18 protein-coding genes are annotated in these 24541 nt (G+C 74.4%); 5 read left to right on the top strand and 13 right to left on the bottom strand.

The window, feature by feature from the left end:
* Positions 1-73: 73 nt before the first annotated feature.
* Positions 74-337, bottom strand: coding sequence for a transglycosylase family protein (locus ACZ4UX_RS20840; RefSeq protein ID WP_465707748.1), 264 nt, complete (start codon positions 335-337; stop codon positions 74-76).
* A 489-nt stretch (positions 338-826) separates the two neighbouring features.
* Positions 827-1597, bottom strand: coding sequence for a transglycosylase family protein (locus ACZ4UX_RS20835; RefSeq protein ID WP_465707747.1), 771 nt, complete (start codon positions 1595-1597; stop codon positions 827-829).
* A 797-nt stretch (positions 1598-2394) separates the two neighbouring features.
* Here ACZ4UX_RS20835 and ACZ4UX_RS20830 point away from each other — a divergent pair.
* Positions 2395-3258 carry a hypothetical protein gene (locus tag ACZ4UX_RS20830; RefSeq protein WP_465707746.1) on the top strand — a complete coding sequence of 288 codons (864 nt, stop codon included), beginning with the start codon at positions 2395-2397 and terminating at the stop codon, positions 3256-3258.
* 261 nt (positions 3259-3519) lie between these two features.
* Positions 3520-4155: a hypothetical protein gene (locus ACZ4UX_RS20825; protein ID WP_465707745.1), complete on the top strand. Its 636-nt coding sequence runs from the start codon at positions 3520-3522 to the stop codon at positions 4153-4155.
* Between the two features lie 193 nt (positions 4156-4348).
* On the opposite strand, the gene der is transcribed toward ACZ4UX_RS20825, so the two are convergent.
* The 3 genes from der to ACZ4UX_RS20810 all read right to left on the bottom strand — a co-directional run bounded on the left by der (position 4349) and on the right by ACZ4UX_RS20810 (position 8120).
* Complete coding sequence (der, locus tag ACZ4UX_RS20820; RefSeq protein ID WP_329490181.1) at positions 4349-5800, bottom strand: ribosome biogenesis GTPase Der; 1452 nt, start codon at positions 5798-5800, stop codon at positions 4349-4351.
* Between the two features lie 260 nt (positions 5801-6060).
* The gene (gene cmk / locus ACZ4UX_RS20815; protein WP_329490180.1) at positions 6061-6774 is read right to left on the bottom strand and encodes a (d)CMP kinase; all 714 of its coding nucleotides are present in this window, start codon (positions 6772-6774) and stop codon (positions 6061-6063) included.
* A gap of 260 nt (positions 6775-7034) precedes the next feature.
* Entirely contained in the window at positions 7035-8120 is a 1086-nt protein-coding gene (locus tag ACZ4UX_RS20810) for a prephenate dehydrogenase (RefSeq protein ID WP_465707744.1), read from the bottom strand.
* Between the two features lie 410 nt (positions 8121-8530).
* Between ACZ4UX_RS20810 and ACZ4UX_RS20805 the strand changes: the two genes are divergently transcribed.
* The 3 genes from ACZ4UX_RS20805 (at position 8531) to ACZ4UX_RS20795 (ending at position 12716) form a co-directional block, all read left to right on the top strand.
* A complete protein-coding gene (locus ACZ4UX_RS20805) occupies positions 8531-10690 on the top strand; it encodes a DUF4139 domain-containing protein (protein WP_465707743.1) in 2160 nt (719 codons plus the stop codon).
* Between the two features lie 3 nt (positions 10691-10693).
* Positions 10694-12274 carry a DUF4139 domain-containing protein gene (locus tag ACZ4UX_RS20800; protein ID WP_465707742.1) on the top strand — a complete coding sequence of 527 codons (1581 nt, stop codon included), beginning with the start codon at positions 10694-10696 and terminating at the stop codon, positions 12272-12274.
* 79 nt (positions 12275-12353) lie between these two features.
* A complete protein-coding gene (locus ACZ4UX_RS20795; RefSeq protein ID WP_329490176.1) occupies positions 12354-12716 on the top strand; it encodes a DUF952 domain-containing protein in 363 nt (120 codons plus the stop codon).
* Between the two features lie 16 nt (positions 12717-12732).
* Here ACZ4UX_RS20795 and ACZ4UX_RS20790 read toward each other — a convergent pair whose 3' ends face one another.
* The 8 genes from ACZ4UX_RS20790 to ACZ4UX_RS20755 all read right to left on the bottom strand — a co-directional run bounded on the left by ACZ4UX_RS20790 (position 12733) and on the right by ACZ4UX_RS20755 (position 24248).
* Positions 12733-13716: a helix-turn-helix domain-containing protein gene (locus ACZ4UX_RS20790; protein ID WP_329490175.1), complete on the bottom strand. Its 984-nt coding sequence runs from the start codon at positions 13714-13716 to the stop codon at positions 12733-12735.
* A 438-nt stretch (positions 13717-14154) separates the two neighbouring features.
* Positions 14155-15720 carry a pseudouridine synthase gene (locus ACZ4UX_RS20785; protein ID WP_465707741.1) on the bottom strand — a complete coding sequence of 522 codons (1566 nt, stop codon included), beginning with the start codon at positions 15718-15720 and terminating at the stop codon, positions 14155-14157.
* A 69-nt stretch (positions 15721-15789) separates the two neighbouring features.
* Complete coding sequence (gene scpB / locus ACZ4UX_RS20780) at positions 15790-16383, bottom strand: SMC-Scp complex subunit ScpB (protein ID WP_380392224.1); 594 nt, start codon at positions 16381-16383, stop codon at positions 15790-15792.
* A 458-nt stretch (positions 16384-16841) separates the two neighbouring features.
* Positions 16842-17630 (bottom strand): segregation and condensation protein A, encoded by a 789-nt coding sequence (locus tag ACZ4UX_RS20775; RefSeq protein WP_465707740.1) that lies wholly within the window; start codon positions 17628-17630, stop codon positions 16842-16844.
* Between the two features lie 439 nt (positions 17631-18069).
* On the bottom strand, positions 18070-18753 hold the full coding sequence (locus ACZ4UX_RS20770; RefSeq protein WP_465707739.1) for a hypothetical protein: 684 nt from the start codon (positions 18751-18753) through the stop codon (positions 18070-18072).
* Positions 18750-19817 carry a ParA family protein gene (locus tag ACZ4UX_RS20765; RefSeq protein ID WP_380392235.1) on the bottom strand — a complete coding sequence of 356 codons (1068 nt, stop codon included), beginning with the start codon at positions 19815-19817 and terminating at the stop codon, positions 18750-18752. Before ACZ4UX_RS20765 ends, ACZ4UX_RS20770 begins: the two co-directional genes overlap by 4 nt.
* A gap of 624 nt (positions 19818-20441) precedes the next feature.
* The gene (ald, locus tag ACZ4UX_RS20760; protein ID WP_329490170.1) at positions 20442-21557 is read right to left on the bottom strand and encodes an alanine dehydrogenase; all 1116 of its coding nucleotides are present in this window, start codon (positions 21555-21557) and stop codon (positions 20442-20444) included.
* A 261-nt stretch (positions 21558-21818) separates the two neighbouring features.
* Positions 21819-24248: a tetratricopeptide repeat protein gene (locus tag ACZ4UX_RS20755; protein WP_465707738.1), complete on the bottom strand. Its 2430-nt coding sequence runs from the start codon at positions 24246-24248 to the stop codon at positions 21819-21821.
* Positions 24249-24541: the final 293 nt, after the last annotated feature.

Genomic DNA, 24541 nt, shown 5'->3' with positions numbered 1-24541 from the left:
TTCGCCCTGGATCACGCCACCATCCTCCCGCACCCACCGGGCGGCCGGCAGGGCGAGCGGGCGCAGGACCCGATCAGTGGCGGTCGGGCGCTCCACCGATCATCCCGATCTCCCGGGCACAGGCCGGCCACGCCTCCCACCCCTGCAGATGGAGGATCTCCTCGGCCACGGTGGTCTGCTGGCGCCGGCTCGCCCGGTCGGGGCGGTCGGCGAAACGCAGACCGCCCGCCTCCTCCCAGGTCGGCGGCCAGATCTGCAGGCCGCCGAAGTAGCCGTTGCCGGTGGCGGCCCGCCAGTCGCCGCCGCTCTCGCACTCGGCGAGCTCGTCCCAGATCATGTCCGCCACCGTCGAAGCGGCCCGGGCCCGGCCGGCCGGGAGCGGCGCCACGGCCGGCAGAACACGACGGCGAGCGCGACGGCGAGGACGACGAGGGGCGCGGGGACGACGCCGGCAGCCGAGGACCGCACCGGGTGACCGGTCGGTACGAAGGATTCACGGCTGATCCTATGAACGCTGAGAAGGCACAGCAGCCGACCCTAAGCGCACCTCTCGCCGGCCCGTCCCGACGCGCCGGACACGCCGACGGCCGCTCCCCCGCACAGCGGAGAAGCGGCCGTTCGAACAGCACGTCCGGAGTACGGCGGCCACCTGGAGCAGGCGGCCCGCCCGAACCGGCGGCCCCGGTCGCACCGGAAGGCACGACGGACCGGAGCGCACGACGGACCGGCGGGATCCTCATGGACCCGAGAGGTCCGTCGGACCCGAGAAGTCGGCCGACCCCGAGGGATCACGCGGTCCCCGAGGGATCAGACAGTCCCCGAAGGATCAGACGGTCAGGGTCTGGCCCGGGAAGATCAGGTCGGGGTTGCCGCCGATGACCTTGGCGTTGGCGTTGTACAGCTCGTGCCAGTCGGTGCCCTGGGCAGCGGCGATGGTGCTGAGGGTGTCACCGGCCTTCACGGTGTAGTTGCCGCCGGTGACCGGCTTGGCGTCGTTCGAGGCCGGAGCGGCGGGTTTCGCGGGCTTGGCCGGCTTCTCGGCCTTCCAGGAGGCGGCGGCGTCCGAGGACTTCGGCGCGGCCTTGGGGGCCTCGGCAGCCTTGGGCGCGGCCTTGGGGGCCTCGACGGTCTTCGGCGCAGCGGTGGCGGCCGGGGCGGCCGGCTTCGCGGCGGCGGCGGTGTCGACGGCGGCCGGGGTGCCGCCCTTGGTCAGACCGGCCTTGACGGAGCAGACGGGCCAGGCGCCCGGGCCCTGCGAGGCGAGCACCTTCTCGGCGACGGAGATCTGCTGCGCCTTGGTGGCCAGGTTGGCCTGCGCGGCGTAGGCGGTGCCACCGAAGGCGGCCCAGGTGCTGGAGGTGAACTGCAGGCCGCCGTAGAAGCCGTTGCCGGTGTTGATGGCCCAGTTGCCGCCGCTCTCGCACTGGGCAACCGCGTCCCAGGTCGAGACGGAGGCGGCGGAGGCCGAGTTGGCCGTGACGAGGCCGGCCACCGGCAGGGCCGCGACAGCGGCACCCGCGACAACAGCCATCCGAACGCGGTTGCGCTTGGTGACGGTGGAGGTGGTGGCAGCGGCGGTCTCGTTACGGAAGGTCATGAGGTTCCTCTCGACAGCCCCGGGCGGGCATGCGGAACCAGACCCTCGAAGGAGTCGAATCGCTCGCCGCGTCCATCGGGCGGCCGGGCACGTGTCGGACGTGCCGCGCCGCCCCGGCCACCCACCACGCACCGGCGACCAGATCGAGCGGTCGCATCGGTGGGCACGGCCCGCGCCGGGGTGAGCCGGTGGGCTGTGCGTCGGAGGTGAACCCGGGTGGTGCTCGTTGCACCGCCAATGAAGCTACGAGTCAGGTCGCCGCGGAACCAAACACCCGACGGTCTGCCCAGCTCAGCAAGGCGTTACCGGCGGTAATGACCATGCAAGCATGTCCAAAATGTCCGATATAACCGTCATTTCCTAGATCAAACATTGCCCGGCCGTGACCCACCTCACGGTTTCCTTCCGGCCTTCCTGCCGCCGACATCGACAGATTGTGAGCATTCGACCACGTCACGCGGTCGGATCAGGGGCAATTCCCGTCACCCTCGGTGTCCACCCGTGACCCCTGCCACAGGGGTCCGTTGGTAAAGGCGGCCGGAAAGGCCCCTCGCCCCACCGCCCGTCCCGCCCCGTCCCAGCCCGGTCCCACCCCCGACGACCACCCCCGAGGACCGACCCCGGCCCGACCCGAGCGCCCACCCAGAGGCCCTCCAGCCGATCCACCAGCTCTTCCAGCCCCACCAGCGCTACCCGCTCCACCTACTGCACCAGCCACACCCAGCCCCACCGCCCGCTCCCCTCCCCCGCCCGCGTCACCCCTGACCGCCGGCGAACCCGACAACCGAGGAGTCCCAGTGCCGCGCATGCTCGCCGTCAGCGACGAGGTCCGATCCGAGATCGGCGACGACGAGGCAGACCGCCTGCTCGGCGGCGCCCACACCCCCGACAGCTACGAGTGCACGTCCTGCCGCACCCCCGGTGACTCCCTCCAGGAGCCCACCAGCACGGTGCTGTTCGTCGGCGAGGAGACGGCGGTGCTCGCCTTCGCCCATGCCCGCTGCATCCCCTCCCAGGTGGTGCCGGTCTCCGAGGAACAGCTGGTGGGCGCGGTGCGCAGCATCAGCCAGGCACAGCCCGCCGTCCCGGGCCCCGCGATCCCGGGGCCCGCCGTCCCGAACCCGGCCCAGTCCGCCGGTGCCCAGGCCACCAGTGCCCCGTCCGCCGGTGCCCAGGCCACCGCGCCCGGCCAGGCCGCCATCCTCGGCATCACCTGCGGGCTGGTCCTGCACGGCGACACCGGTCACGCCGCGGTCGTCGTCGAGCCCACCGGACCGGTCGGCCGGCCGGGCAACACCTCGGGCACCGACGAGTTCCTGGACCTCCTCCAGGACGCCGGCTTCCAGCCCGTCACCGACCTCGACAAGACGCCGGACCAACTGGCCGGCTGGTCCGTCCTGGTGGCGATGGGCAAGCTGCACGCGATCCTGCAGCCCGCGGCCGCCGGAGGCAGCACCGGCTGGTGGCAGGCCCATCAGCCGCTCCAGGTCACCGACGCCTGGAGGTTCGCCGCCAACCAGCTCACGGAGGTGACCATGTACGCGGTCCCGGCGGGCATGGTGGGCCGGCAGCCGCGCGAGGACCTGCTGCGCCAGGCGCTGGAGCGTGCCGTCGCCCTGGGTCAGGTGGTCGGCGCCTCCCTCCCGCTCGCGGGCACCTGAGCCTCCCCGACACCCCCGGCACGCCTCGTCCCGCCCCGGCCGGAAACCCACACCCGCCGGAAACCCCCGTCCGGAAGCCCACCCCGGCCGGAAGGCCCGCCACGGACCGGTCCGCACCCCGACCGGCACAGGCCAACCTTCCGGCCGGGGCGGGGCACCCCGCATCCCCCGGGGGACTCGCTCGTTGGCCCCTGTGTGTACAGCTACGACGTCTCCGCATCCCACCGCCGGTCCACCACCGCCCCCCGAGTGATCCCGGGCATGCGCCCGTCGTTCGACGCTGAGCACCCGCACTCGGCCACGCCGATCTACGACGAGCTGTACTCCGAGTACCGGCGGCTGTTCCGCGCGCTGCCCGGCGACCGCTCGGGCGAGGAGAACCTGAGGTTCGCGGGCTTCGCCGTCCGCGACGGCTACCCGGTGCTCGCCGAGCCCCGTCCGTACCCGCCGCAGCACCAGGCGTTCCAGACGTACGCGGGCCAGGCCGCCGGCCTCCCCCAGTTCATGCCGAACCAGCAGAACGGCCAGGGCCACACCGGGCACCACACCGGCAGCACCCACAGCACCCACAGCACCCACAGCAGCGGCACCCACACCACCCACACCCACCACACCGCGAGCCAGCACACCGGGGCCCCGCACACTCCCGCGGACCCCACCAGCGACGGGCTCGGCCAGGTCGGCCAACCCGCCCAGCCCGCCGCCCAGTTCGCCAACGGCCAGGGCTGGGTCGCGGCCGGCTACCTGGGGCCCGTGCCGCACCCGATGCCCGCCCCGGCACCGGCACCGGCGCCGGTGATGAGCAACGGCAGCGGCCCCATCGCCGGTCCGGCCACCGGCGGACGCCACCGCAACCTGCTCTCGCTCCCCCCGGGCCGCAGCAGCGACCAGCACTGACCCGGCCCACGCACCGGCCCGCACCCGCCGGAGCACCCGCCCGCGCACGCAGGAGGGCCCCCGCCGTCGAAACGGCGGGGGCCCTCCTGTCGAACCGTCCGTCGACCCCCCGGCCGACAGACCACCGGACCACCGGGCCGGCCGGCCCGCCCGCCACCAGGGCGCGGCGGCCGACCGGGCGCAGCGGCGGCGACTACTTGCGCTTGCGCTTCTCCCGCACCCGCACCGAGATCGAGATCGGCGTGCCCACGAAGCCGAACTCCTCACGCAGCCGGCGCTCGACGAAGCGGCGGTACCCGGCCTCCAGGAAGCCCGAGGCGAACAGCACGAAGCGCGGCGGGCGGGTACCCGCCTGGGTGCCGAACAGGATGCGCGGCTGCTTGCCACCGCGGATCGGGTGCGGGTGCGCCGCGACCAGCTCGCCGAGGAAGGCGTTCAGGCGCGCGGTCGGGATGCGCGTCTCCCACCCGGCGAGGGCGGTCTCGATGGCCGGGACGAGCTTCTCCATGTGCCGGCCGGTCTTCGCCGAGACGTTGACCCGGGGCGCCCACTGCACCTGGACGAGATCGCGCTCGATCTCGCGCTCCAGGTAGAAGCGGCGCTCCTCGTCGAGCTGGTCCCACTTGTTGTAGGCGATGACGACGGCGCGCCCGGCCTCGACGGCCATCGAGATGATCCGGGTGTCCTGCTCGGCCAGGGTCTCGCTGGCGTCGACCAGCACGACCGCGACCTCGGCCTTCTCCAGGGCGGCGGAGGTGCGCAGCGAGGCGTAGAAGTCCGCGCCGGCGGTCAGGTGGACCCGGCGGCGGATACCGGCGGTGTCGACGAACTTCCAGGTCTTGCCGCCCAGTTCGATCATCTCGTCGACCGGGTCACGGGTGGTGCCGGCCAGCTCGTTGACGACCACCCGCTCCTCGCCGGCGACCTTGTTGAGCAGGCTGGACTTGCCGACGTTGGGCCGGCCGATCAGCGCGACCCGGCGCGGGCCGCCGGCGGCGACGCCGAAGGTCTGCGGCGGGGCCTCGGGCAGGGCGGCCATGACGGCGTCGAGCAGGTCACCGGAGCCGCGGCCGTGCAGGGCGGAGACGGGGAAGGGCTCGCCGAGGCCGAGCGACCACAGGTACGCGGCCTCCGCCTCGGTGGACTGGCCGTCGACCTTGTTCGCGCAGAGCACGGTCGGCTTGCCGGCCCGGCGAATGATCTTGATCAGGGCTTCGTCGGTGTCGGTGGCGCCGACGGTGGCGTCGACCACGAACAGCACCGCGTCGGCGGTCTCGATGCCCAGCTCGGCCTGCGCCGCCACCATGGCGTCGATGCCGAGGACGTCGATCTCCCAGCCGCCGGTGTCGACGACCTTGAAGCGGCGGCCGTTCCAGGTGGCCTCGTAGCTGACCCGGTCGCGGGTGACGCCCGGCTTGTCCTCGACGACGGCCTCGCGGCGGCCGATGATGCGGTTCACCAGGGTCGACTTGCCGACATTCGGGCGGCCGACGACGGCCAGCACGGGCAGCGGCGCGTGGTCGGCGCCCCCGAGCCCGTCGACGTCCTCGGGGTCGAACCCCTCCTCGGCGGCGAGCGCCATGAATTCGGCGTACTCGGCGGCGTCCAGCTCACCGTGCTCGGTGGCGGAGTGCTCTGCGGTCATGTTCGTGTTTTCCGTTTCCCGGCGCGGCCCTTCCCAGGGGCGTGCCGTGCGTACCTGCCCCGGTCGGGGCAGCGCGAGTACTTCGAGGAAGGCGCCCCGCGGGCGCTTCCGTACTTCCAGGGAGGCGCCCCGCGGGCGCTCCCGAACAGCGGGCCGCGACCGGCGAAGGCCGCGGACGGTGTGCCCCGGGCGGTGGGCCCGGAGTGATGGATCCCGGACGGCGCGGGGGATGGGACCCCCGGGCGGCGCCCGGTGGCGACTCAGACCGCCGACAGCCCGGCCCGCTCCTCCACCAGCATGATTATCGTGCCGATGACCTGCTCCAGGCTGAGTTCGCTGGTGTCCACCAGGACGGCGTCGGCGGCCTGGGTCAGTGGAGCGGTCTCGCGCGAGGAGTCCGCCTTGTCCCGGCGGACCAGGTCGGCGGCCATCTCGGCGATGGTGGCCTCGTCGACGCCCTTGGCGCGCAGCTCGGCCGCCCGCCGCTCGGCCCGGGCCGCCACCGAGGCGGTCAGGAAGATCTTGACGGTGGCGTCCGGGAACACCACGCTGCCCATGTCCCGGCCCTCGGCGACGATGCCGCGCTCGGCGACCTCGGCGCAGCCGCGCTGCAGCTCCACCAGGCGGGTCCGCACGGCGGGCACCGCGGCGACGGCGCTGACCTGCGCGGTCACCTCGGGCCCCCGGATCGGACCGGACACGTCCTGACCGTCCACCGTGATGGTCGGGCCGGCCGCGTCGGTGCCGGAGACGATCACCGGCTTGCCGCAGGCCACGGTCACGGCCTCCGGGTCGTCGATGTCCACGTCGTTGGCCAGCATCCACCAGGTCAGCGCCCGGTACATGGCGCCGGTGTCCAGGAAGCTCAGCCCCAGCCGGGCGGCGACCGCCCGGGAGACGGTCGACTTGCCGGAGCCGGAGGGTCCGTCGATGGCGACGACGACCGGGGCGTGCGCTCGGTCGGCAGTGTCCACGGGGCGAACCTCTCTCTGGGCCTGAGCCCGAACCTGAATCCTGTGCGGCGCGAGCCGCACAGCCTGAAACCGGGGGATGTCTCCCTCCAGGTTAATGGACCGGCGCCAGACCCCGCCCCGGTGCTCCGTGCCACCGGAACCGGCCCCGTACCGGCCGCGTACCGCCACCCCCGCACCGGCACCCGCACCGGCCCCTGATCCGACCCCCGAACCGGCAGGCACCCCTACCGGCCGCGCTCCGGCCCCTCGGGTACCGGTCCTCAGTCCCGGACGCTCCAGCCGCTCGCCCGGAGCGCCACGGTGAGCGGCGTCACCGCGCCCGGCGCGACCGACAGCTGGACGAAGCCCACCTGCTGCCCCGACGAGTGCTCGATGACGACGTCCTCGATGTTGACCCCGGCGGCGCCGACCTCGCCGAAGAGCCGGCCCAGCTCGCCGGGCTGGTCGCCGAGGACCACCGCCACCGTCTCGTACCGGGTCGGCGGCGCACCGTGCTTGCCGGGGATCCGCGACTGGCCGGCGTTGCCCCGGCGCATCACGGTCTCGATCCCGGCCGCGCCCGCTCGGCGCTCGCCCTCCTCGGTGGCCTGCAGCGAGCGCAGGGCGGCGACGGTCTCGCCGAGGTCGACGGCGACCTCCTCCAGGATGTCGGCGACCGCGCCGGCGTTGGCGGAGAGGATGTCCACCCACATGCCCGGGTTGGAGGCCGCGATCCTGGTGACGTCCCGAACACCCTGGCCGGAGAGCCTTATGGCCGTCTCGTCGGCCTTCTCCAGCCGGGCCGCGACCAGCGAGGCGACCAGCTGCGGGGCGTGCGAGACCAGGGCGACGGCCCGGTCGTGCGCGGCGGCGTCCATCACGATCGGCATCGCGCCGCAGAGGGCGACCAGCTCCAGGACGGCGTTGAGCGTCTCGGTGTCGGTGTCGGCGGTGGGGGTGAGCACCCAGGGCCGGCCCTCGAACAGGTCGGCGCGCGCGGCCAGCGGGCCCGAGCGCTCGCGGCCGGCCATCGGGTGGCTGCCGATGTAGTGGACGGTGTCGCAGCCCAGCGCGGCCACCTCGGCCCTGGGCCCGTCCTTGACGCTGGCCACGTCGGTGTACCAGCGCGCCAGTCCGCGCCGCTGGCAGTCGGCGAGCACCTTGCCGACGAGAGCGGGCGGCACCGCGATGATCGCGAGGTCCACCGGACCGTCGGCCGGCTCGGTGGTGCCGGCGCCGAGCGACGCGGCGGTACGGGCCGCGTCCGGGTCGGCGTCCTCCAGATGAACGGTCAGCCCGCGTCCGGTCAGGGCGAGGGCGGCGGAGGTGCCGATGAGTCCGGTACCGACGACGGCGGCAGTGCGCATGGCGGGGTGGCTCTCCTCAAGGGGCTGGCCTGGACGTGCCCGCCCATCCTCTCGCATCCCCACCACCCCCGCGGCCACAGTCCACCCCCGCCGACCGCAACCGCGCGGCCACCGGCTCCGTCCCCCCTGACGCGACACCACGCGCACCGCACCGCACACGCACCGCACCGCGGACACGACACACCGCGACCACAGGACACCGCACCACGCACCGCACCGCACCGCACCGCACCGCACCGCACCAGCACGCACGCACCGCACACGTGCGGACACACACCGCCGCACACGCACGCCGCACACGCCGAGCGGGCGAAATCCGAGGACGCCCGCGCCGATGCGAGGCAGACTGACCGCCCAGGGGGCGGCAGCGCGCCGTCGGCGCGAGCGGCGCGAACGAAGGGGTAGGCCGGGTGGACGACCAGCACAGGGCAGACGACGAACAGCAGTCCGACCGAACCGCGGTACCGGCCCATCCGTCGGAGCTCGACTCCGTCGTGGTCCACGCCGTCGGCGCGGTCTGCCGCCGGCGCGCCCGGGTGGCCCTGCCGCCCGGCGGGCGACTGCGGCTGACCGGGCTGCCGCAGGTGCTCGACGGGCGGTCGCTGCGGGCCCGGGTGCTCTCCGGCCCGCCCGGCACCGCCGTCACCGAGGCCCGCCTCGAACCGGTCGCCGAACTCCGTTCCCCCGACGAACTCCCCGAGCTCCACAGCCGGTTGAAGGCCGCCCGGGAACACGAGTCCGCCGTCCGCGAGCGGCAGCGCCTGGTCCTCGACACCATCGCGGAGACGACCGCGCTGCGCGCCGTCCCGCCGGCCCGCCGCCGGGACGAACCGCTCCGCCGCACGCCCGCCGACGCCTGGCTGGAGCTGGCCGAGTTCGTCGACGAGCGGCTCACCCGGCTCCACCTCCGCGCCGACGAGCTGGCCGAGGAGCTCGAACGGGCCGAGCACGCGACCGAGACGCTGGCCGACCGGCTGGCGCGTTCGTCCACCGCCGGACCGGCCCGGCCGGTGGAGACCTCCGCGACCGTCCTGCTCACCCTCACCGCTCCCGCGCCCGCGAACTCCCGGCCCGAGGGCACCGCACCCGCCCCCGAGATCGACATCGAACTCGAATACGGCGTCCCCGCCGCCCGCTGGGTGCCCGCCTACCGGCTCTCCTACCAGCAGGGCTCGGACACCGGCCGGCTGGTCCTGCGCGCCTCCGTCGCCCAGCGGACCGGCGAGGACTGGACCGGCGTCCGCCTCGCCCTCTCCACCGCCGACCTGGAGCGGCGCACCGACCTGCCGAAGCTGCGCTCGCTGCGGATCGGCCGCAGCCAGCCCGCCCCGCCGCCCTCCGGCTGGCGCGAGCCCCCGGCCGGGCTGAGCGACCTCTTCACCGGCTACGACACGGTGGGCCCCCGCCCCGAGCCCCGCCGGAGCGGACCGGTCCTCGTCGGGACCGCCGCCCCGCTCCCGCGCCCCGTACCGCCCCCTGCCCCGATGGCACCGGGCGGCGCACCCCTGGCAGGCGGCACCCGCGGCGGCGTCCAGGCCTTCGAGGCGCCCGCCCCGTCCCTCGGCTTCGCCGGCTACGGCGGGCCGCCGCCGCCGCAGCCCGGTGCCCCGCTGCCCCCGCCGGCGGCCGCCGCGGCCCCGGCGCCGCTCGCCCGCCGGGACCGCTCCGCGCGCCGCTCCGCCGCCGGCGGGGTGGCCGAGGCCGCGTTCGCCGACGAGTTCGGCGCCGCCGCGGCCCCGTCCGCGCCCCCGGCTCCTCCCGCCCCGGGCGCCACGCTGCTCGACTACCCCACGCTCGTCCTGGCCGGCCCCGACGAGCCCGTCGCCCGCCGGGGCACCCTCCACCCGACGGCCCCGACCCGCCCGACGCCCACCGGCTCCTCCCTGAGCGGCCTGCCGCTCCCCCGCCACGCCGTGCCGCCGCGCGCCTCGGCCGGCTCCTTCGACCACCGCTTCGACGCCGCCGCCCCCGCCGACATCCCGTCCGACGGCACCTGGCACACCGTCACGATCGGCGAGATCCCGGTCACCGTCCGGCCCGAGTACGTCACCGTCCCCTCCGTCGAGGAGAAGGTCTACGGGACGCTGGTACTGGCCAACGGGACGGCCCACGCCGTGCTGGCCGGTCCGGTCGAGGTCACCGTCGACGACGAGTTCCTGCTCACCGCCGCCCTGCCCACCCTCGCGCCGGGCGGGACGTGCCGGCTCGGCACCGGCGTGACCGAGAGCGTCGAGGTCGCGCGCCGCACCGAGCTGCACGAGTCCACCACGGGCATGCTGAACACCAACACCGTGCTCGACCACCGGGTGCACGTGGAGCTCGCGAACCGGCTCGGGCACGCCGTCACCGTGGAGGTCCGCGAGCGTGTGCCGGTCACCCCGGACAGCGAGATCCGGATCGAGGAACGGGCCGACTGGCACGCGCCCGCCGTCCCCTCCCCGGAGTGCCCGCCGAGCAGCCGGCTCTGGCGGGTCGAACTGCCGCCGGGCGGGCGGGCCGAACTCGACGGCGGGTACCAGATCAGAATCCCGGCCGGAAAGGCCATCGTCGGTGGAAACCGGAGGAACTGAACGATGAGCAGCGACACCATCCCCCTCCCGGTCACCGCCGTCACCTGCCTGGAGGACCGCAGCCAGGTCGAGCGCGCCGTGATCGTCGACCTCGCCGCCGGCGTCCAGCGGCTGCGCCTCGGCCCGATCACCGCGCTCGCCGTCGACCGGACCCTGCGGGCCGAAGCCACCGGCCTCGCCCCCGCCGACGCCGAGTCGTCCGGGGTGGCGGGCCCCCGCGTCCTGGACGCCCGGATCGTCCGCGCCTGGACCCCGCCCGCCCCGCTGGCGCCCGGTCCGGACGACTCCGCGCTGCGCCACCGCGTCCACGAGCTCGACGTGCGGGCCCGCCAGGAGGACCAGCTGCGCCACCGTCTGGAGGCCCGGCTGGCCCTGCTCGCCCAGCTCTCCGCCGACCTGCTCCGCGAGGTCGGCGAGGGCGCCGGCGCCGGCGAGGTCGAACGGGCCCGCTGGGCCCGCGAGCTGGACCGGGTGGACGCCGAGCGCGAGCGGTACGGCGAGGAGCTGCGGGCCGCCCACTCCCGGCTGCGCGACCTGGAGGTCGAGCGCTCAGAGGCCCGGACGGCCCTCGACGAGGCCGAGGAGGCGCCCGCCGAGCTGGTCGCCCACCTGGACCTCACCATCGAGGCGTCCGCCGCAGGACCCGCCCGGCTGACCGTCAGCCACCTGCTGCCGTGCGCGGTCTGGCGGCCCTCCTACCGGGCCACCCTCGCCGAGGGGTCGCTCCACCTGGAGTCCGAGGCGGTGGTCTGGCAGCGCACCGGCGAGGACTGGACGGGCGCCCGGCTGACCTTCTCCACCGCCCGCTCGGCACTGGCCACCGCACCGCCCGCGATCAGCGAGGACGTGCTGGCCCTGCGCGAGCGCAGCGCCGAGGAGCGGCGCACGGTCGAGGTCGAACTGCGCGAGGAGACGATCAGCACCCTCGGCCCGTCCGAGGCCGTGCCGGGGGTGGACGACGGCGGCGAGGTCCGGATCCTGCGGGCCCCCACGCCGGCCACCGTGCCCTCGGACGGCCGGGCGCACCGGGTGCCGCTGGGCTCCTTCACCGCGCCCGCCACCGGCGAGTACGCCTGCGCCCCGGAGCTGTCGCCGCTGGTGACCCAGGTGGTCCGGTTCCGCAACGCGGCCGGGCACGCGCTGCTCGCCGGCCCGGTGGAACTGATCCGCGGCAGCGGCTTCACCGGCCGGGGCGAGCTGCCCTTCACCGCCGCGGGCGCCGAGGCGGAGCTGGCGTTCGGCAGCTCGGACGGCTACCGGGTGGTCCGGGAGACCGACGAACGGCAGGGCACCGCGGGGCTCACCCAGCGCTCGGTGACCACCCGGACGGTCCGGCTGCACATCTCGCGCTTCTCGGGCCCGGAGGAGCGGGACGAGCAGTTGGTCACGGTGCGCGAGCGGGTACCGGTCTCCGAGGTCTCGGCGGTCGAGGTGCGGCTGCGCAAGGAGGAGTGCTCCCCGGCTCCGGACGCCTTCGACACCGAGGGCATCGTTCGCTGGGACCTCCCGCTCGGCCCGGGCGCCCGCCGGACGGTGACGCTGGTGTACGAGATCTCCGCCTCCGCGAAGGTGGCGGGCCTGTGACACCACGACCTGTGACACCGGCGCCCGAACCCGGTCGGCCGCGCCCTCGCCGTGACGACCGTTCAGGTACAACAGGAACATGATCCTGCACCTCGCCCCCCTCGACGACTGGCTGGCCGACCCCGGCCGGCCGTACGCCACCGCCTCGCTGCTCACCGACGGGTTCATCCACTGCTCGGCGGACGAGCGGACGGCGCTCGCGGTGGCCAACGCCTTCTACGCCGACACTCCCGGTCCGCTGATGGTGCTGCTGATCGAGGAGTCGCTGGTGGAACCGATGGTGAAGTGGGAGGCCCCGAACGGCGCACCGCCGCCCGGAGCCACCCCCGGTGTGCTGTTCCCGCACATCTACGGGCGGCTGAACCGGTCCGCCGTGGTCGGCCTGGAGAAGGTCGAGCGCGGCCCGGACGGCCACTGGGCGAACCTCACGCCCTGGAGCTGAACCGCCACCGGCCCGGCTACAGCCAGCCCCGCTCCCGGGCCGCCATTCCGGCCTGGAAGCGGGTGGTGGCGCCCAGCTCGCGCATCAGGCTCTGCAGCCGGCGCTGGGTGGTCCGGGCGCTCCAGCCGAGCGAGCGGGCGATCGACTCGTCGGTGAGGCCGGCCGCCAGCAGGCCGAGCAGCTTGCGGTGGTCGGCCTCCGGCTCCAGCGCGCCCTCGGCGGCGCCGATCGCGGACTGGAGCTGGACCGCCCGTTCCCACTCCGCCTCGAACAGCGTGTCCAGGGCCTGGAGCAGCGCCGACGGGTGGATCACGTAGGCCGCGTCGAGGACGCTGTCGCCCACGCTGATCGGGATGATGGCCATCCGGTCGTCCGACATGATCATCTTCATCGGCAGCACCGGCCGGACCCTCGCCTCCTCGCCGTCCGCGACGCCGGCCAGGATGTTCTTCTCCAGCCGGCCGGGCCAGGCGACCGCCTCCCGGTCGTAGATGGTCCGGAACCGCAGCCCCTCCCGCATCCGCTCGCGTTGCAGCGGGATGTTGGCGACCGGGTCCTGGATGTACGGGGGGCAGTCGAAGCCGCGGACCTGGTACTGGCTGGTCTCGGTGATGTGCTCCAGCCGCTGGGCGATCGCCTCGCCGCCGGTCAGCACCTCGACCGAGTGCGCCGGGTCGGTGTAGCGCGAGGCCTCCCGGAAGGCGTCCATCAGCCGGTGCATCTCGGCCCTGGCGTGCCGCAGCTCGGACTCGCGATGGCCGATCAGCGTGCCGATCGCGACATCGGGCGCCACCGGGAGGAAGCGGTGGCGGTCCACCGGCGCCCTGGTCGCCATGCCCTGCTGTGCCAATCGGTCCAGCGCGCGGACGCTCTGCTGGAGTGTCAGACCGCAGCAGGTCGCGAGGTCCTCCGCGGTGGACTGCGGGTTGGCCACCAGCGCCGCGTAGACCTGACCGTCCGGCGCGGCCAGTCCCAGTGTGCTGAGTGGTGCATCGGACACGACGCCGCTCCCCCGTCTCGACTCCCGCCCGCGCCCCCGGTGGCGCAGTCCCGCCACTCGGCGGGTCGTGGTCAGGTGGCAATCTTCGGCCACGGATCATCGCGCTGACAAGGCGATGACCAGGCGATGCGTCCTTGCTCACAGCAGGACCCGCCGAACAGCAGGAGGGTCTCCCCGCCACTCGGCGGGGAGACCCTCCCGAAACACCCGAATATGTAGACCGGTCTACCGATGCAGTCCCGCTCACGCGGATTATGCAGACCGGTCTACAGACACGGTGCGCGAATATGTCGGTCGGTCTACAGAACCAGCCCCCGATTATGCAGACCGGTCCACAGAAACGCCCCCAACTCTGCAGACCGATCTACAGAGATCGCCAGAATATGTCGACCGGTCTACAGAGGAGAGGAACCCCTCTATCGACCGGTCCACAGATTCCTACAGGCCGACCTCGCGCATCAGCTGACCGACCTCGGGGTTGGTCAGACGACGCAGCCAGCCGGACTTCTGGTCGCCCAGCGCGATCGGGCCGAAGTGCGTGCGCACCAGCTTCTCGACCGGGAAGCCGGCCTCGGACAGCATCCGGCGGACGATGTGCTTGCGACCCTCGTGCAGGGTCACCTCGACCATGTAGTTCTTGCCGACGTTGGAGATCACCTTGAAGCTGTCGGCCCGGGCGAAGCCGTCCTCCAGCTCGATGCCCTTGGCGAGCTGCTTGCCCAGGTCACGCGGGATCGGTCCCTGGATCGCGGCCAGGTAGGTCTTGGTCACGCCGTACCGCGGGTGGGTGAGGCGGTGGGCCAGCTCGCCGTGGTTGGTGAGCAGGATGATGCCCTCGGTCTCGGTGTCCAGACGACCGACGTGGAAGAGCCTGGTCTCCCGGTTGGTCACGTAGTCACCGAGGCACTGGCGACCGTCCGGGTCCTCCATGGTGGAGACCACGCCGGCCGGCTTGTTCAGCGCGAAGAACAGGTACGACTGGGTGGCGACGGTCAGGCCGTCCACCTTGATCTCGTCGTTCTGCGGGTCGACCCGCTTGCCCTGCTCGGTGACGCGCTTGCCGTTGACCTCGACCCGGCCCTGCTCGATGAGCTCCTCGCAGGCCCGGCGGCTACCGATGCCGGCCCGGGCCAGCACCTTCTGCAGGCGCTCGCCATCGGGCTCGCCGGCGGTCTTCGGCAGGTTCACGGCCGGCTTGTCGTGCCGGGCCAGAACGGCGTCCTCGATCTTGGCCTGCAGCTCGCGCGAACGCTGCGGCTGACGGCGCGGGTCGCCCGGGGCGCCCTGGCCCTCACGGCGCGGCCGCGGTGCCGGGTTGGGACGGCGCCCGGAGTAGCCGCCGCGCGCCGGCGTGGCGTTGGGGCCGCCGCCGAACTCGGGGCGGTCGTAGCGCCGCTCCTCGGGGCGCAGCGGGCGCTCCAGGAAGCCGCGGTCGTCGCGCCGGTCGTCCCGGCGGTCGTCACGCCGACCGTAGGAGCCGGACCCGCCACGCGGCGCGCCGGAGCCGCCGCCGTAGGACCCACCGCGCGACGAGCCGGAGCCGCCGCCGTACGAACCGCCACGCGAGGAGCCGGAGCTACCACCGTACGAACCGCCGCGCGACGAGCCGGAGCCGCCGCCGTACGAACCGCCGCGCGACGAGCCGGAGCCGCCGCCGTACGAACCGCCGCCCGACGAACCGCCGCGCGAACCCGAACCGTACGAACCGGACCCACCGCGGGAGCCGGAGCCACCGCCGTAGGACCCACCACTCGACGAGCCGCCGCGCGAACCCGAACCGTACGAACCGGACCCACCGCGGGAGCCGGAGCCACCGCCGTAGGAACCCCCGCCGTACGAACCGCCGCCCTGCGAGCCGCCGCCGGACGAACCCCCGCGCGGAGCGCCCGATCCGCCACGGCCCGCGCCGCCCCCGTGGGAGCCGCCGCCGCTCCGGCCCCCGCCCTGTCCGCCGCGACCGCCGCCGCCGCCGCTGCTGTTCCTGCCGTTGCCACTGCTACGCATCAAAGTGTCCGTACGTCGTTCCGTCTGGGATTGGGCTGTGCGGTCGTTTCGGCCGACCTCACCGCCCCCCTATCGATCGAGCGGAGCCCGATCGGCTTCGCCACTGCCGTCCGCAGCCTGCGCGGCAGCGGCGGCGACCGCCTCCGCGATCATCGTGCCCTCCAGGGACTCCGCTTCCACGTCGTCGACCTCGGGCAGGAAGGGAGCGAGTTCCGGCAGCTCATCCAGGCCGCGGAGCCCCATCCGTTCCAGGAAGTAGTTCGTCGTCCGATACAGGATCGCACCTGTTTCGGGCTCGGATCCGGCCTCTTCCACCAGTCCTCGCTGTACCAGGGTACGCATCACGCCGTCACAGTTCACACCACGGACGGCTGAGACCCGTGATCTGGACACCGGCTGCCGGTAGGCGACGACCGCCAGAGTCTCCAGCGCGGCCTGGGTCAGCCGGGCCTGCTGGCCGTCCAGGACGAAGCGGTCGACGGCCGCCGCGCAGTCGGCCCGGGTGTAGAACCGCCACCCGCCGGCGACCAGCCGCAGGTCGAAGCCCCGGCCCTGGGCGGTGTACTCGGCGGACAGCTCACGCAGCGCCGACGCCACCTCCTCCCGCGACCGTTCGAGGACGGACGCCAGGTGGGCCTCCCGGGCGGGCTCGTCGACGACCATCAGAATCGCCTCCAGCTCGGCCCTCAGCCCGGGCCCGTCCGCCGCCTCAAGCCTGACGGGCCCGGACGCGGGCGCCGCAGGCGCTGGTGCAGGCACAGGCGCAGGCGCAGGCGGCGCAGGCGCAGGCACAGGCGCCGCGGACACCCGCCCGCCTCCCCCTGCACCAGAAGTCGACGGGGCCGACTTCTGGTGCACCACCAGGGCCTCGGACGCCACCGGACCGGGCTCGACCCCCCGCGCCCCACCGGGAGCCGCCCCACCAGGAGCAGCGAAAGCACCAGGAGTCACGGGAACCACGGGCGCGGCAGCGACCTCCCCCTCCCCGACCACCCCCGGCGCCGGCTCCAGCCACTCCCCGACCACCCCCACCCCCGGCTCCAGCCACTCCTGGGCCCTCGGCTGCCCCGGCACGCCGAGCGGACGCCGCACCGGCCGCTCCCCACCGTCCGCCCCAGTCGTCATCGCTCCTCCTTCTGCTCACCGGCCGGCCGGTCGAACTCGTCCGTCACCTCGACCACACCCCGGTCCTCCTCGGCCACCCAGCGCACCAGCAGCTCGCCCAGGGCCTCGGGCTGCTCGAAGGCGAGCACCCGCTCCCGGTACAGCTCCAGCAGGGCCAGGAAGCGGGCGACCACCACCAGGGTGTCCGGCGCGTCGGCGACCAGCTGCTGGAAGGACGCCTCGCCCAGCTCGGTGAGCAGCCCGACCACCAGCCCGGCCTGTTCCCGCACGCTGACCGGCGGACTGTGGATGTGGTCGACGTAGACGACCGGCTCCGGCCTGGGCGCCATCGTCCGCGCCGCCAGCTGCGCGAACCGCTCCGTGCCGATGCTGATCACGACCTCGGGGAGCAGCTGCGCGTGGTGGGGCTCCAGTCCGACGGTCCGGGGGCGCCGGAGCAGTTCGGCGGCCCAGCGGTCGCCGAACAGGGCCGCCGCGCGCTTGTAGGCCCGGTACTGCAGCAGCCGGGCGAAGAGCAGGTCGCGAGCCTCCAGCAGGGCGAGGTCCTCCTCGTCCTCGACCTCGGCGGCCGGCAGCAGCCGGGCGGCCTTGAGATCGAGGAGCGTCGCGGCGACCACCAGGAACTCGGTCGCGGCGTCCAGGTCCCAGTTCGCGCCCATGGCCCGGATGTGCGCCATGAAGTCGTCGGTGACGGTGGCCAGCGCCACCTCGGTGACGTCCAGCTTGTGCTTGGCGATCAGGCTCAGCAGCAGGTCGAAGGGGCCCTCGAAGTTCTCCAGCCGCACCCGGAAGCCACCGCCGGGCGAACCGGCGGCCGTCCCCGGCCCGTCTGCCGCGGCCGACCCTTCTGCCGCGGCCGACCCCTCTGCCGTACCCGGATCGGTCCCCGCAGCGACGCGAACGTGCGCGTCGACGGTCTCACCGGACCTGACGGACCCATTGGCCCCACCCGACCCACCAACCCCGAGGAACGCATCGGATCCGGCGGTCCCATCGGCAGCGACGGACCCGGCGGCGGGCGGTTCGGGGGTGCTCGGCATAACGGTCCATCTTCACCCGGCGGCCGCCGCCCGCCCCGCGCCGGGGCCGCCGACACGCCGCACGCAGCGCCGGGCGCCGCCGGTCACCGGTACAACGCCGGACCACCGGCCCAGCCCCCCCAGAGGCATCACGAGCCCACCGGCACCACCGGCCCCACGAGCGCCACAAGGCGCCCCGCAGGCCTCAGCGCCCGCGCAGCCGCCGTACCAGGATGCTCGCCTCGCCGCGCTGCTCCAGATCGGCCAGCACGACCGCGATCGCCTCCCGGACGATCCGGCCGCGGTCCACCGCCAGCCCGTGCTCACCGCGGAGCACCAGCCGGGTGTGTTCGAGGTCCATCAGTTCCTCGGCGGACACGTACACGGTGATCTTCTCGTCGTGCCGCTCCCGCCCGGTGGGGCGGCGCGGTGCCCGTCCACGCGGCCTGGGGCGCCCTGTGGCGCCCGCCTGGTCCTCGGTGGCACCCGCATGCTGGCGCGGCGCCGGAGCGGCGCCACGGCCACCCTGAGCCGTCTTACCGGCCTGCGCGGCACCCGCCGCTCCCCCGGCCGTACTGCCCGCCGCACCGGGCTGCCCGATGCCCTGGGCCCCGCCCGGCTGGGCGGGGGCCGGCACCGAGGCGCCGCCCGCCGAGTGGTGCTCGCGCGGCCGACCGGCCTCGCCGCCGTTCGCGGCGCCCCCGGTCGCACGGCCCGCGGCACCGCCGGTGCCGTCGTCGGCGCCCTCGGCACCGTCCGGGCCGGCACCGTTGACGGCCCGCGCGGTCTCCGGTCTGGGCGCCTCGGCGGCCGGACGCGGCGCGAGGGACGGCGACAGCGCCATCCCGCCGGTGGTCCGGAACAGCTCGTCGGCACCCGGGAGACTCACTCGGCGGGGCGGCACCGGTCGAGCACCTCCCTGGCGAGCTGGCGGTAGGCGGCGGCACCGACCGAGTTGGTCGCGTACGTCGTGATCGGCTCACCGGCGACGGTGGTCTCCGGGAAGCGCACGGTCCGCCCGATGACGGTGTGGAAGACGTGCTCGCCGAACGCCTCGACGACCCGGGCCAGCACCTCACGGCTGTGCACGGTGCGCGAGTCGTACATGGTGGCCAGGATGCCGTCCAGGCGCAGCTCGGGGTTGAGCCGCTCGCAGACCTTCTCGATCGTCTCGGTCAGCAGCGCGACACCGCGCAGCGCGAAGAACTCGCACTCCAGCGGAACGATGACGCTGTGAGCGGCCGTCAGGGCATTGACCGTCAGCAGGCCCAGCGAGGGCTGGCAGTCGATGATGACGAAGTCGTAGTCGGGCAGCAGCGGCTTCAGGGCGCGCGCCAGCGCGGACTCCCGGGCCACCTCGCTGACCAGCTGCACCTCGGCGGCGGAGAGGTCGATGTTGGAGGGCAGCAGGTCCATGCCGGGCACCGCGGTCTTCAGCAGCACCTCATCGGCCGTCAGGCCGCGCTCCATCAGCAGGTTGTAGACGGTGACGTCGAGTTCCATCGGGTTGACGCCGAGACCGACCGAGAGCGCGCCCTGCGGGTCGAAGTCCACGAGCAGCACCCGGCGGCCGTACTCGGCCAGCGCCGCGCCCAGGTTGATGGTCGACGTGGTCTTGCCGACGCCGCCCTTCTGGTTGCACATCGCGATGATCTGCGCGGGGCCGTGCTCGGCCACCGGCGCGGGGATCGGGAAGTACGGCAGCGGACGGCCGGTCGGGCCGACCCGCTCGCGCCGCTGGCGCGCGGCGTCGGGGGCCAGCGTGGCGGCGTACTCCGGGTCCGGCTCGTACTCGGCGTCCGGGTCGTCGTAGGCGCCGTAGGCGAACTCGCCGTAGGCCAGGCCGTGGGCCGGCAGGTCGACGTCGTAGTCGGTCACCGTGGTCACCTGTGCTGTGTTCTGTCGTGCTTCGAAAGTGCGGAGTGCGACCGAGCCGACCTCGGCCGAGCCCACGGTGGCCTGCCGGGCCCCGGACTCCTCACTCGGCTGGACGGCGGTGTGCTCCGCCAGTCCTGGCTGACCACCCCCGGGAGCAAATGTCGACTCATTCACAAGTCGTCTTACCTCCTTGGGCATCCAGGACTCTATGTCGATTCGTCAGCGTGGCAGCATGCCGACGGTTTGCGACTCTAGGCCGTTCAAGGCGTTCGCAGCAACACAATCCACGGTAGTGGGCAGGATGTGTCGACTATCGGGCAACCCTCTGTCAAGGGATGCGCGGGCCCTTGACCCTAACGTTTCTGCGGTCGGGTGACACGACCCACAGAAATTGACGACAGAGCGACCCGCCCACATCACCCCCGTTCACGCGTCCGGATCGGCGCCGCCCACCCACCCCGGCCACCCCCGATCACGTGTCCGCGTCGGCACCGTTCACCCGCCCCCGTCGGCGCCGCTCACCCGCGCGCGTCGGCGCCGCTCGCGAGCATGGCGAAGCCCCCGATCCGAGGACCTCCGGCCCGCTGGCGGACGAGGAGGGACGGTCGGGGGCCTACGGGCCGTCCCACCGGGAACGGCCCAGGTCGGAGCGGTCCGCGCCGGCGTGGCGCGGACCGCTCCGGACCGGGGGAACCGAGATCAGGCGAGCACGCTCTCCAGGGAGACGGACTCCAGGCCGAAGGCCTCGGCGACGGCGCCGAAGGTGATCTGGCCCTCGTGCACGTTCAGGCCCTTGGCCAGCGCCGGGTCACGGCGCAGCGCGTCCTTCCAGCCGCGGTTGGCCAGCTCCACGATGTAGGGCAGCGTGGCGTTGGTCAGCGCGTAGGTGGAGGTGTTCGGGACGGCGCCCGGCATGTTGGCCACGCAGTAGAAGACCGAGTTGTGGACCTGGAAGGTCGGCTCGGCGTGCGTGGTGGCGTGCGAGTCCTCGAAGCAGCCGCCCTGGTCGATGGCGATGTCAACGAGCACGGAGCCCGGCTTCATGCGGGAGACCAGCTCGTTGGTGACGAGCTTCGGGGCCTTGGCGCCCGGGATCAGCACGGCGCCGATCACCAGGTCGGCCTCCAGGACGGCCTTCTCCAGCTCGAAGGCGTTGGAGGCGATGGCCTTGATCTTGGTGCCGAAGACCTTGTCGGCCTCGCGCAGCTTGTTGATGTCGCGGTCGAGCAGGGTCACCTCGTAGCCCATGCCGATGGCGATGGTGGCCGCGTGCCAGCCGGAGACGCCACCGCCGATGACGACGGCCTTGGCCGGGTGGGTGCCGGGCACGCCGCCGGGCAGCACGCCGCGGCCGCCGGCCGGGCGCATCAGGTGGTACGAGCCGACCTGCGGGGCCAGCCGGCCCGCGACCTCGGACATCGGCGCGAGCAGCGGCAGGGCGCCGTTGGCGAGCTGCACGGTCTCGTAGGCGATCGCGGTGGTGCCGGACGCGACCAGCGCGTCGGTGCCGGCGCGGTCGGCCGCCAGGTGCAGGTACGTGAAGACGGTCTGGCCCTTGCGCAGACGGTGGTACTCCTGGGCGATGGGCTCCTTGACCTTCAGCAGCAGGTCGGCGGTGGCCCACACCTCGTCGGCGGTGGGGAGGATGGTGGCGCCGGCGGCCACGTACTCCTCGTTGGGGATCGAGGAGCCGAGACCGGCGTTGTCCTCGATGTAGACCTCGTGTCCGTTGCGGACGAGCTCATGCACGCCGGCGGGCGTGATGGCCACGCGGTACTCGTGGTTCTTGACCTCGCGGGGGATGCCGACCTTCACGGCTAAACACGTCCTCTTGCCATGGGGGTCCCTACCGGAGAAGACCGGCGGGCGACGCGCACGTGGGGAAGCCTCCGGACGACACCGGGGCATGGATCGCTGCGCGACTGAGTTCGAGTGTAATGAAGCCCAGGCGGCGTGTCAGCCTTCCAAAGCGAACAAATCTGCCGGACACATTGGCAGGTTCGTAGGCTTCCCCAGCGATCTTCCCGCCGAAGCAATGCCAACCGGGCATCTCCGACAATACTCCGGAACCCGCCCCTACCACCCGCCGTCGAGGCGTTCCCGCAGCTCCGCGAGGGCGTCGCCGACCACCTGCTGCCCGCGCTCGTCGCCCAGCCTCCGCAGCACCGACAGGGAGGCCCGGTACTCCCGCTCGGCCTCCTCGAACCGGCGCTGCGCGGTGTGTGCCTCGGCCACCCGGGCGAGCAGCCGGGCCTCGGCCGCGTGGTCGCCCATCGCCTGCCGAAGGGCGAGCGCCCGCCCGTACCAGTCGGCGGCGCGAACCGCCTCGCCGAGCGCCCGGTAGCAGCCGGCCGCGCCCTCCAGGGCCCGGGCGCAGAGCGCCTCGTCGTCGGCCGACCGGGCGTGCTCCAGGGCCGCCCGGTAGTGTGCGCAGGCCTGCTCCCAGCGGCCGGCCGCGGCCTGGAGGTCCCCCAGATTGAGCAGTGCGGCGGCGGCCCGGCGCGGTTTGCCGTGGCGTTCGGCCACGGTCAGCACCTGCTCGTGCAGCTGGTAGAGGTCGGCGGGGGCGGCCGCGCCGGTCAGCGGCAGCGCCCGGAGCAGGGCGGTGACCAGCCGGCCGGCCGAGCCGTCCAGATCGCCCTGGCCGATCGCGTCGGCGACCGCGCCGAGCAGGACGTCGCGCTCGCCGAGCAGCCACTGCCGGGCGTCGGCGGCGGAGCGCAGCCGGAGCGGGCCGGGCAGCGGGTCGGGGCCGGGGCCGCCGGCCGGGTCGAGCAGCGCGCGGGCGGATTCGGTGAGCCGGACCAGCCGCTCCAGCAGCCGGGCCCGGGCCAGTTCGACCTCGGCGGGCCGGTCCTCGCTCTCCCGCAGCCGGACCAGCCGGGGGTAGAGCCTGCCGGGCACCCGGTACCGCGGGGTCCCGTCGGCGGCGGGAGGCTCCGCCCCGAGCAGCTCCCGCTCGGCGAGCGCGGCCAGCATGGTGGCGGCCTCCGGCGCCGGGCAGCCGACCAGGGCCGAGGCGGTCCGCAGGTCGGCCGTCTGCCCCGGTGCGAGGGTGAGCGCCCGCAGCATCCGCGCCTGGGCGGCCGACAGCGTGCCGTAGAGCAGGGTGAACGCGCCGATCAGCGGATCGTTGTCCGGCACCGGGACGGGCTCGGCGGGTTCGGGCCCGGGCTTCACCCAGGCCGCGGGGTCCGTCACCGGGACGGCGGCAGCGGCGGCAGCGGCCGGCTCCACCTGCTCGGCCTTCGAGCCGACCGTACCGACCGGGCCGGCCGGGCCGGCCGGGCCGACTGCACCGCCCGCAGCGGTACCGGCGGTCCCCGGCTTTCCGGCCCCGCCCGGCCGGCCGGGCCGCTCCGGGGCCGGGGCCTGCTCCGGAGCCGGCGGGGAAACGTGCTCCGCGGGCTGCGTCCCGCCGCGCCGATCACCGCGCTTCGCGCCGCCCCGCGCGGGCCCCGCAGGACGCCTGACACCCTTCCCGTCCCCCGGACCGGCCCCGGCGCCGCCCGGAGCCCGCCCGTCCGCCCCGGTCCCGGTCCCGGCCTTGGGCCCCGCACCGACCCCCGCACCGGCCCCCGCGTGCAGGGCGCCGCCCTTCGTACGCTCCGGCCCACCGGACGCGCCGGGCCCGCCCCGGGCGCCCTCCTTCCCCCCGGAAGTCGTCTCCCCGGCCGCGTGCACCCCACCAGCCGCCTTCGCGCCCCCCGCCGGCTTGGCGTCGGCCTCCCGCACCGCCCGCGCCAGCTCCTTCGCGGCATCCGTCACCGCCAGCTTCGGATTGCCCCGCAGCCACCCCGCCATCAGCCGCAGTGCCGCCGGCCGGGCCGCGCAGGCCTCGGCCAGGTCGGCCCCGCCGACCGGGTCGCAGCTGATTCTCGTCCCGCCGACCAGGTCCCCGAGCAGCTCCCCCGAGGCCTGCCGGTCGAGCCCGCCGAGGATGACCGGGTCGATGTCCTCGATGCCGGTGAGCGGCCCGGCGGTGGTGGCCAGGACGAGGCAGCCGGGCTCGTCCGCGAGCAGCGGCCAGAGCTGTCCGGCGTCCCGCACGTCGTCCAGCAGCAGCAGGACCTTCCGCCCGGCCAGCGTCTCGCGCAGCGCGACGCAGGCCGGTTCGTCCCGGCTGTCCTCGACGGCGCCGGGCAGCGGGACGCCCGCGACGTCCGCGCCGAACTGCTCCAGCAGCCGGCGGGCGGCCCTGGCGGGCGGCACCCGGCCGCCGTCCGGGGTGGAGAGCCGGGCGAACAGCACACCGTCGGGGTAGTCGGCGGCGACCGTGCGGGCGAACCGGACGGCCAGGGTGGTCCGCCCGGAGCCGGGCCGGCCGGCCAGCACCAGGACCCGGCTGCGGCCCTCGGCCGGGCGTGCGGCGGCGGCCCGCAGGGCGGCGAGCTCGGCACGCCGGCCGACGAGCAGCGCGGGACCGGCGGGCAGCCGGTCGAGCCCGGGAACGTCCTCGACGGATACGCCGGGCCCCGCGTCCATGGTCGCCGTCTTCCTCGCCACCCGTGCCACTCCCGACGTCACCCAGCGCTCAGCGGAGGCGGCCCGGGACGGGCGCCCTGTCTGCGAAGCGTAGTTCGACCGTCCGGCTCCGCCGAGGTGACATCCGGTCGTACGAACCGGTAAGTCACCCCTGCGGGTCAACCGCGGGGTGACGCGCCGTCCACCGGCCCGCCGGGAGGGTCACCCCACGAAGCGTCGCCCCACGAAGCAGCACCGCAGAAGGGTCACCGCGCGAAGCAGCACCGCGGAGGCGTCACCCCCACGAAGCAGCACCGCGCCGAGGTCACACCGGA

The sequence above is a fragment of the Kitasatospora sp. NPDC028961 genome (assembly GCF_055564815.1).
This window is presented reverse-complemented; position numbering and strand designations above follow the sequence as displayed.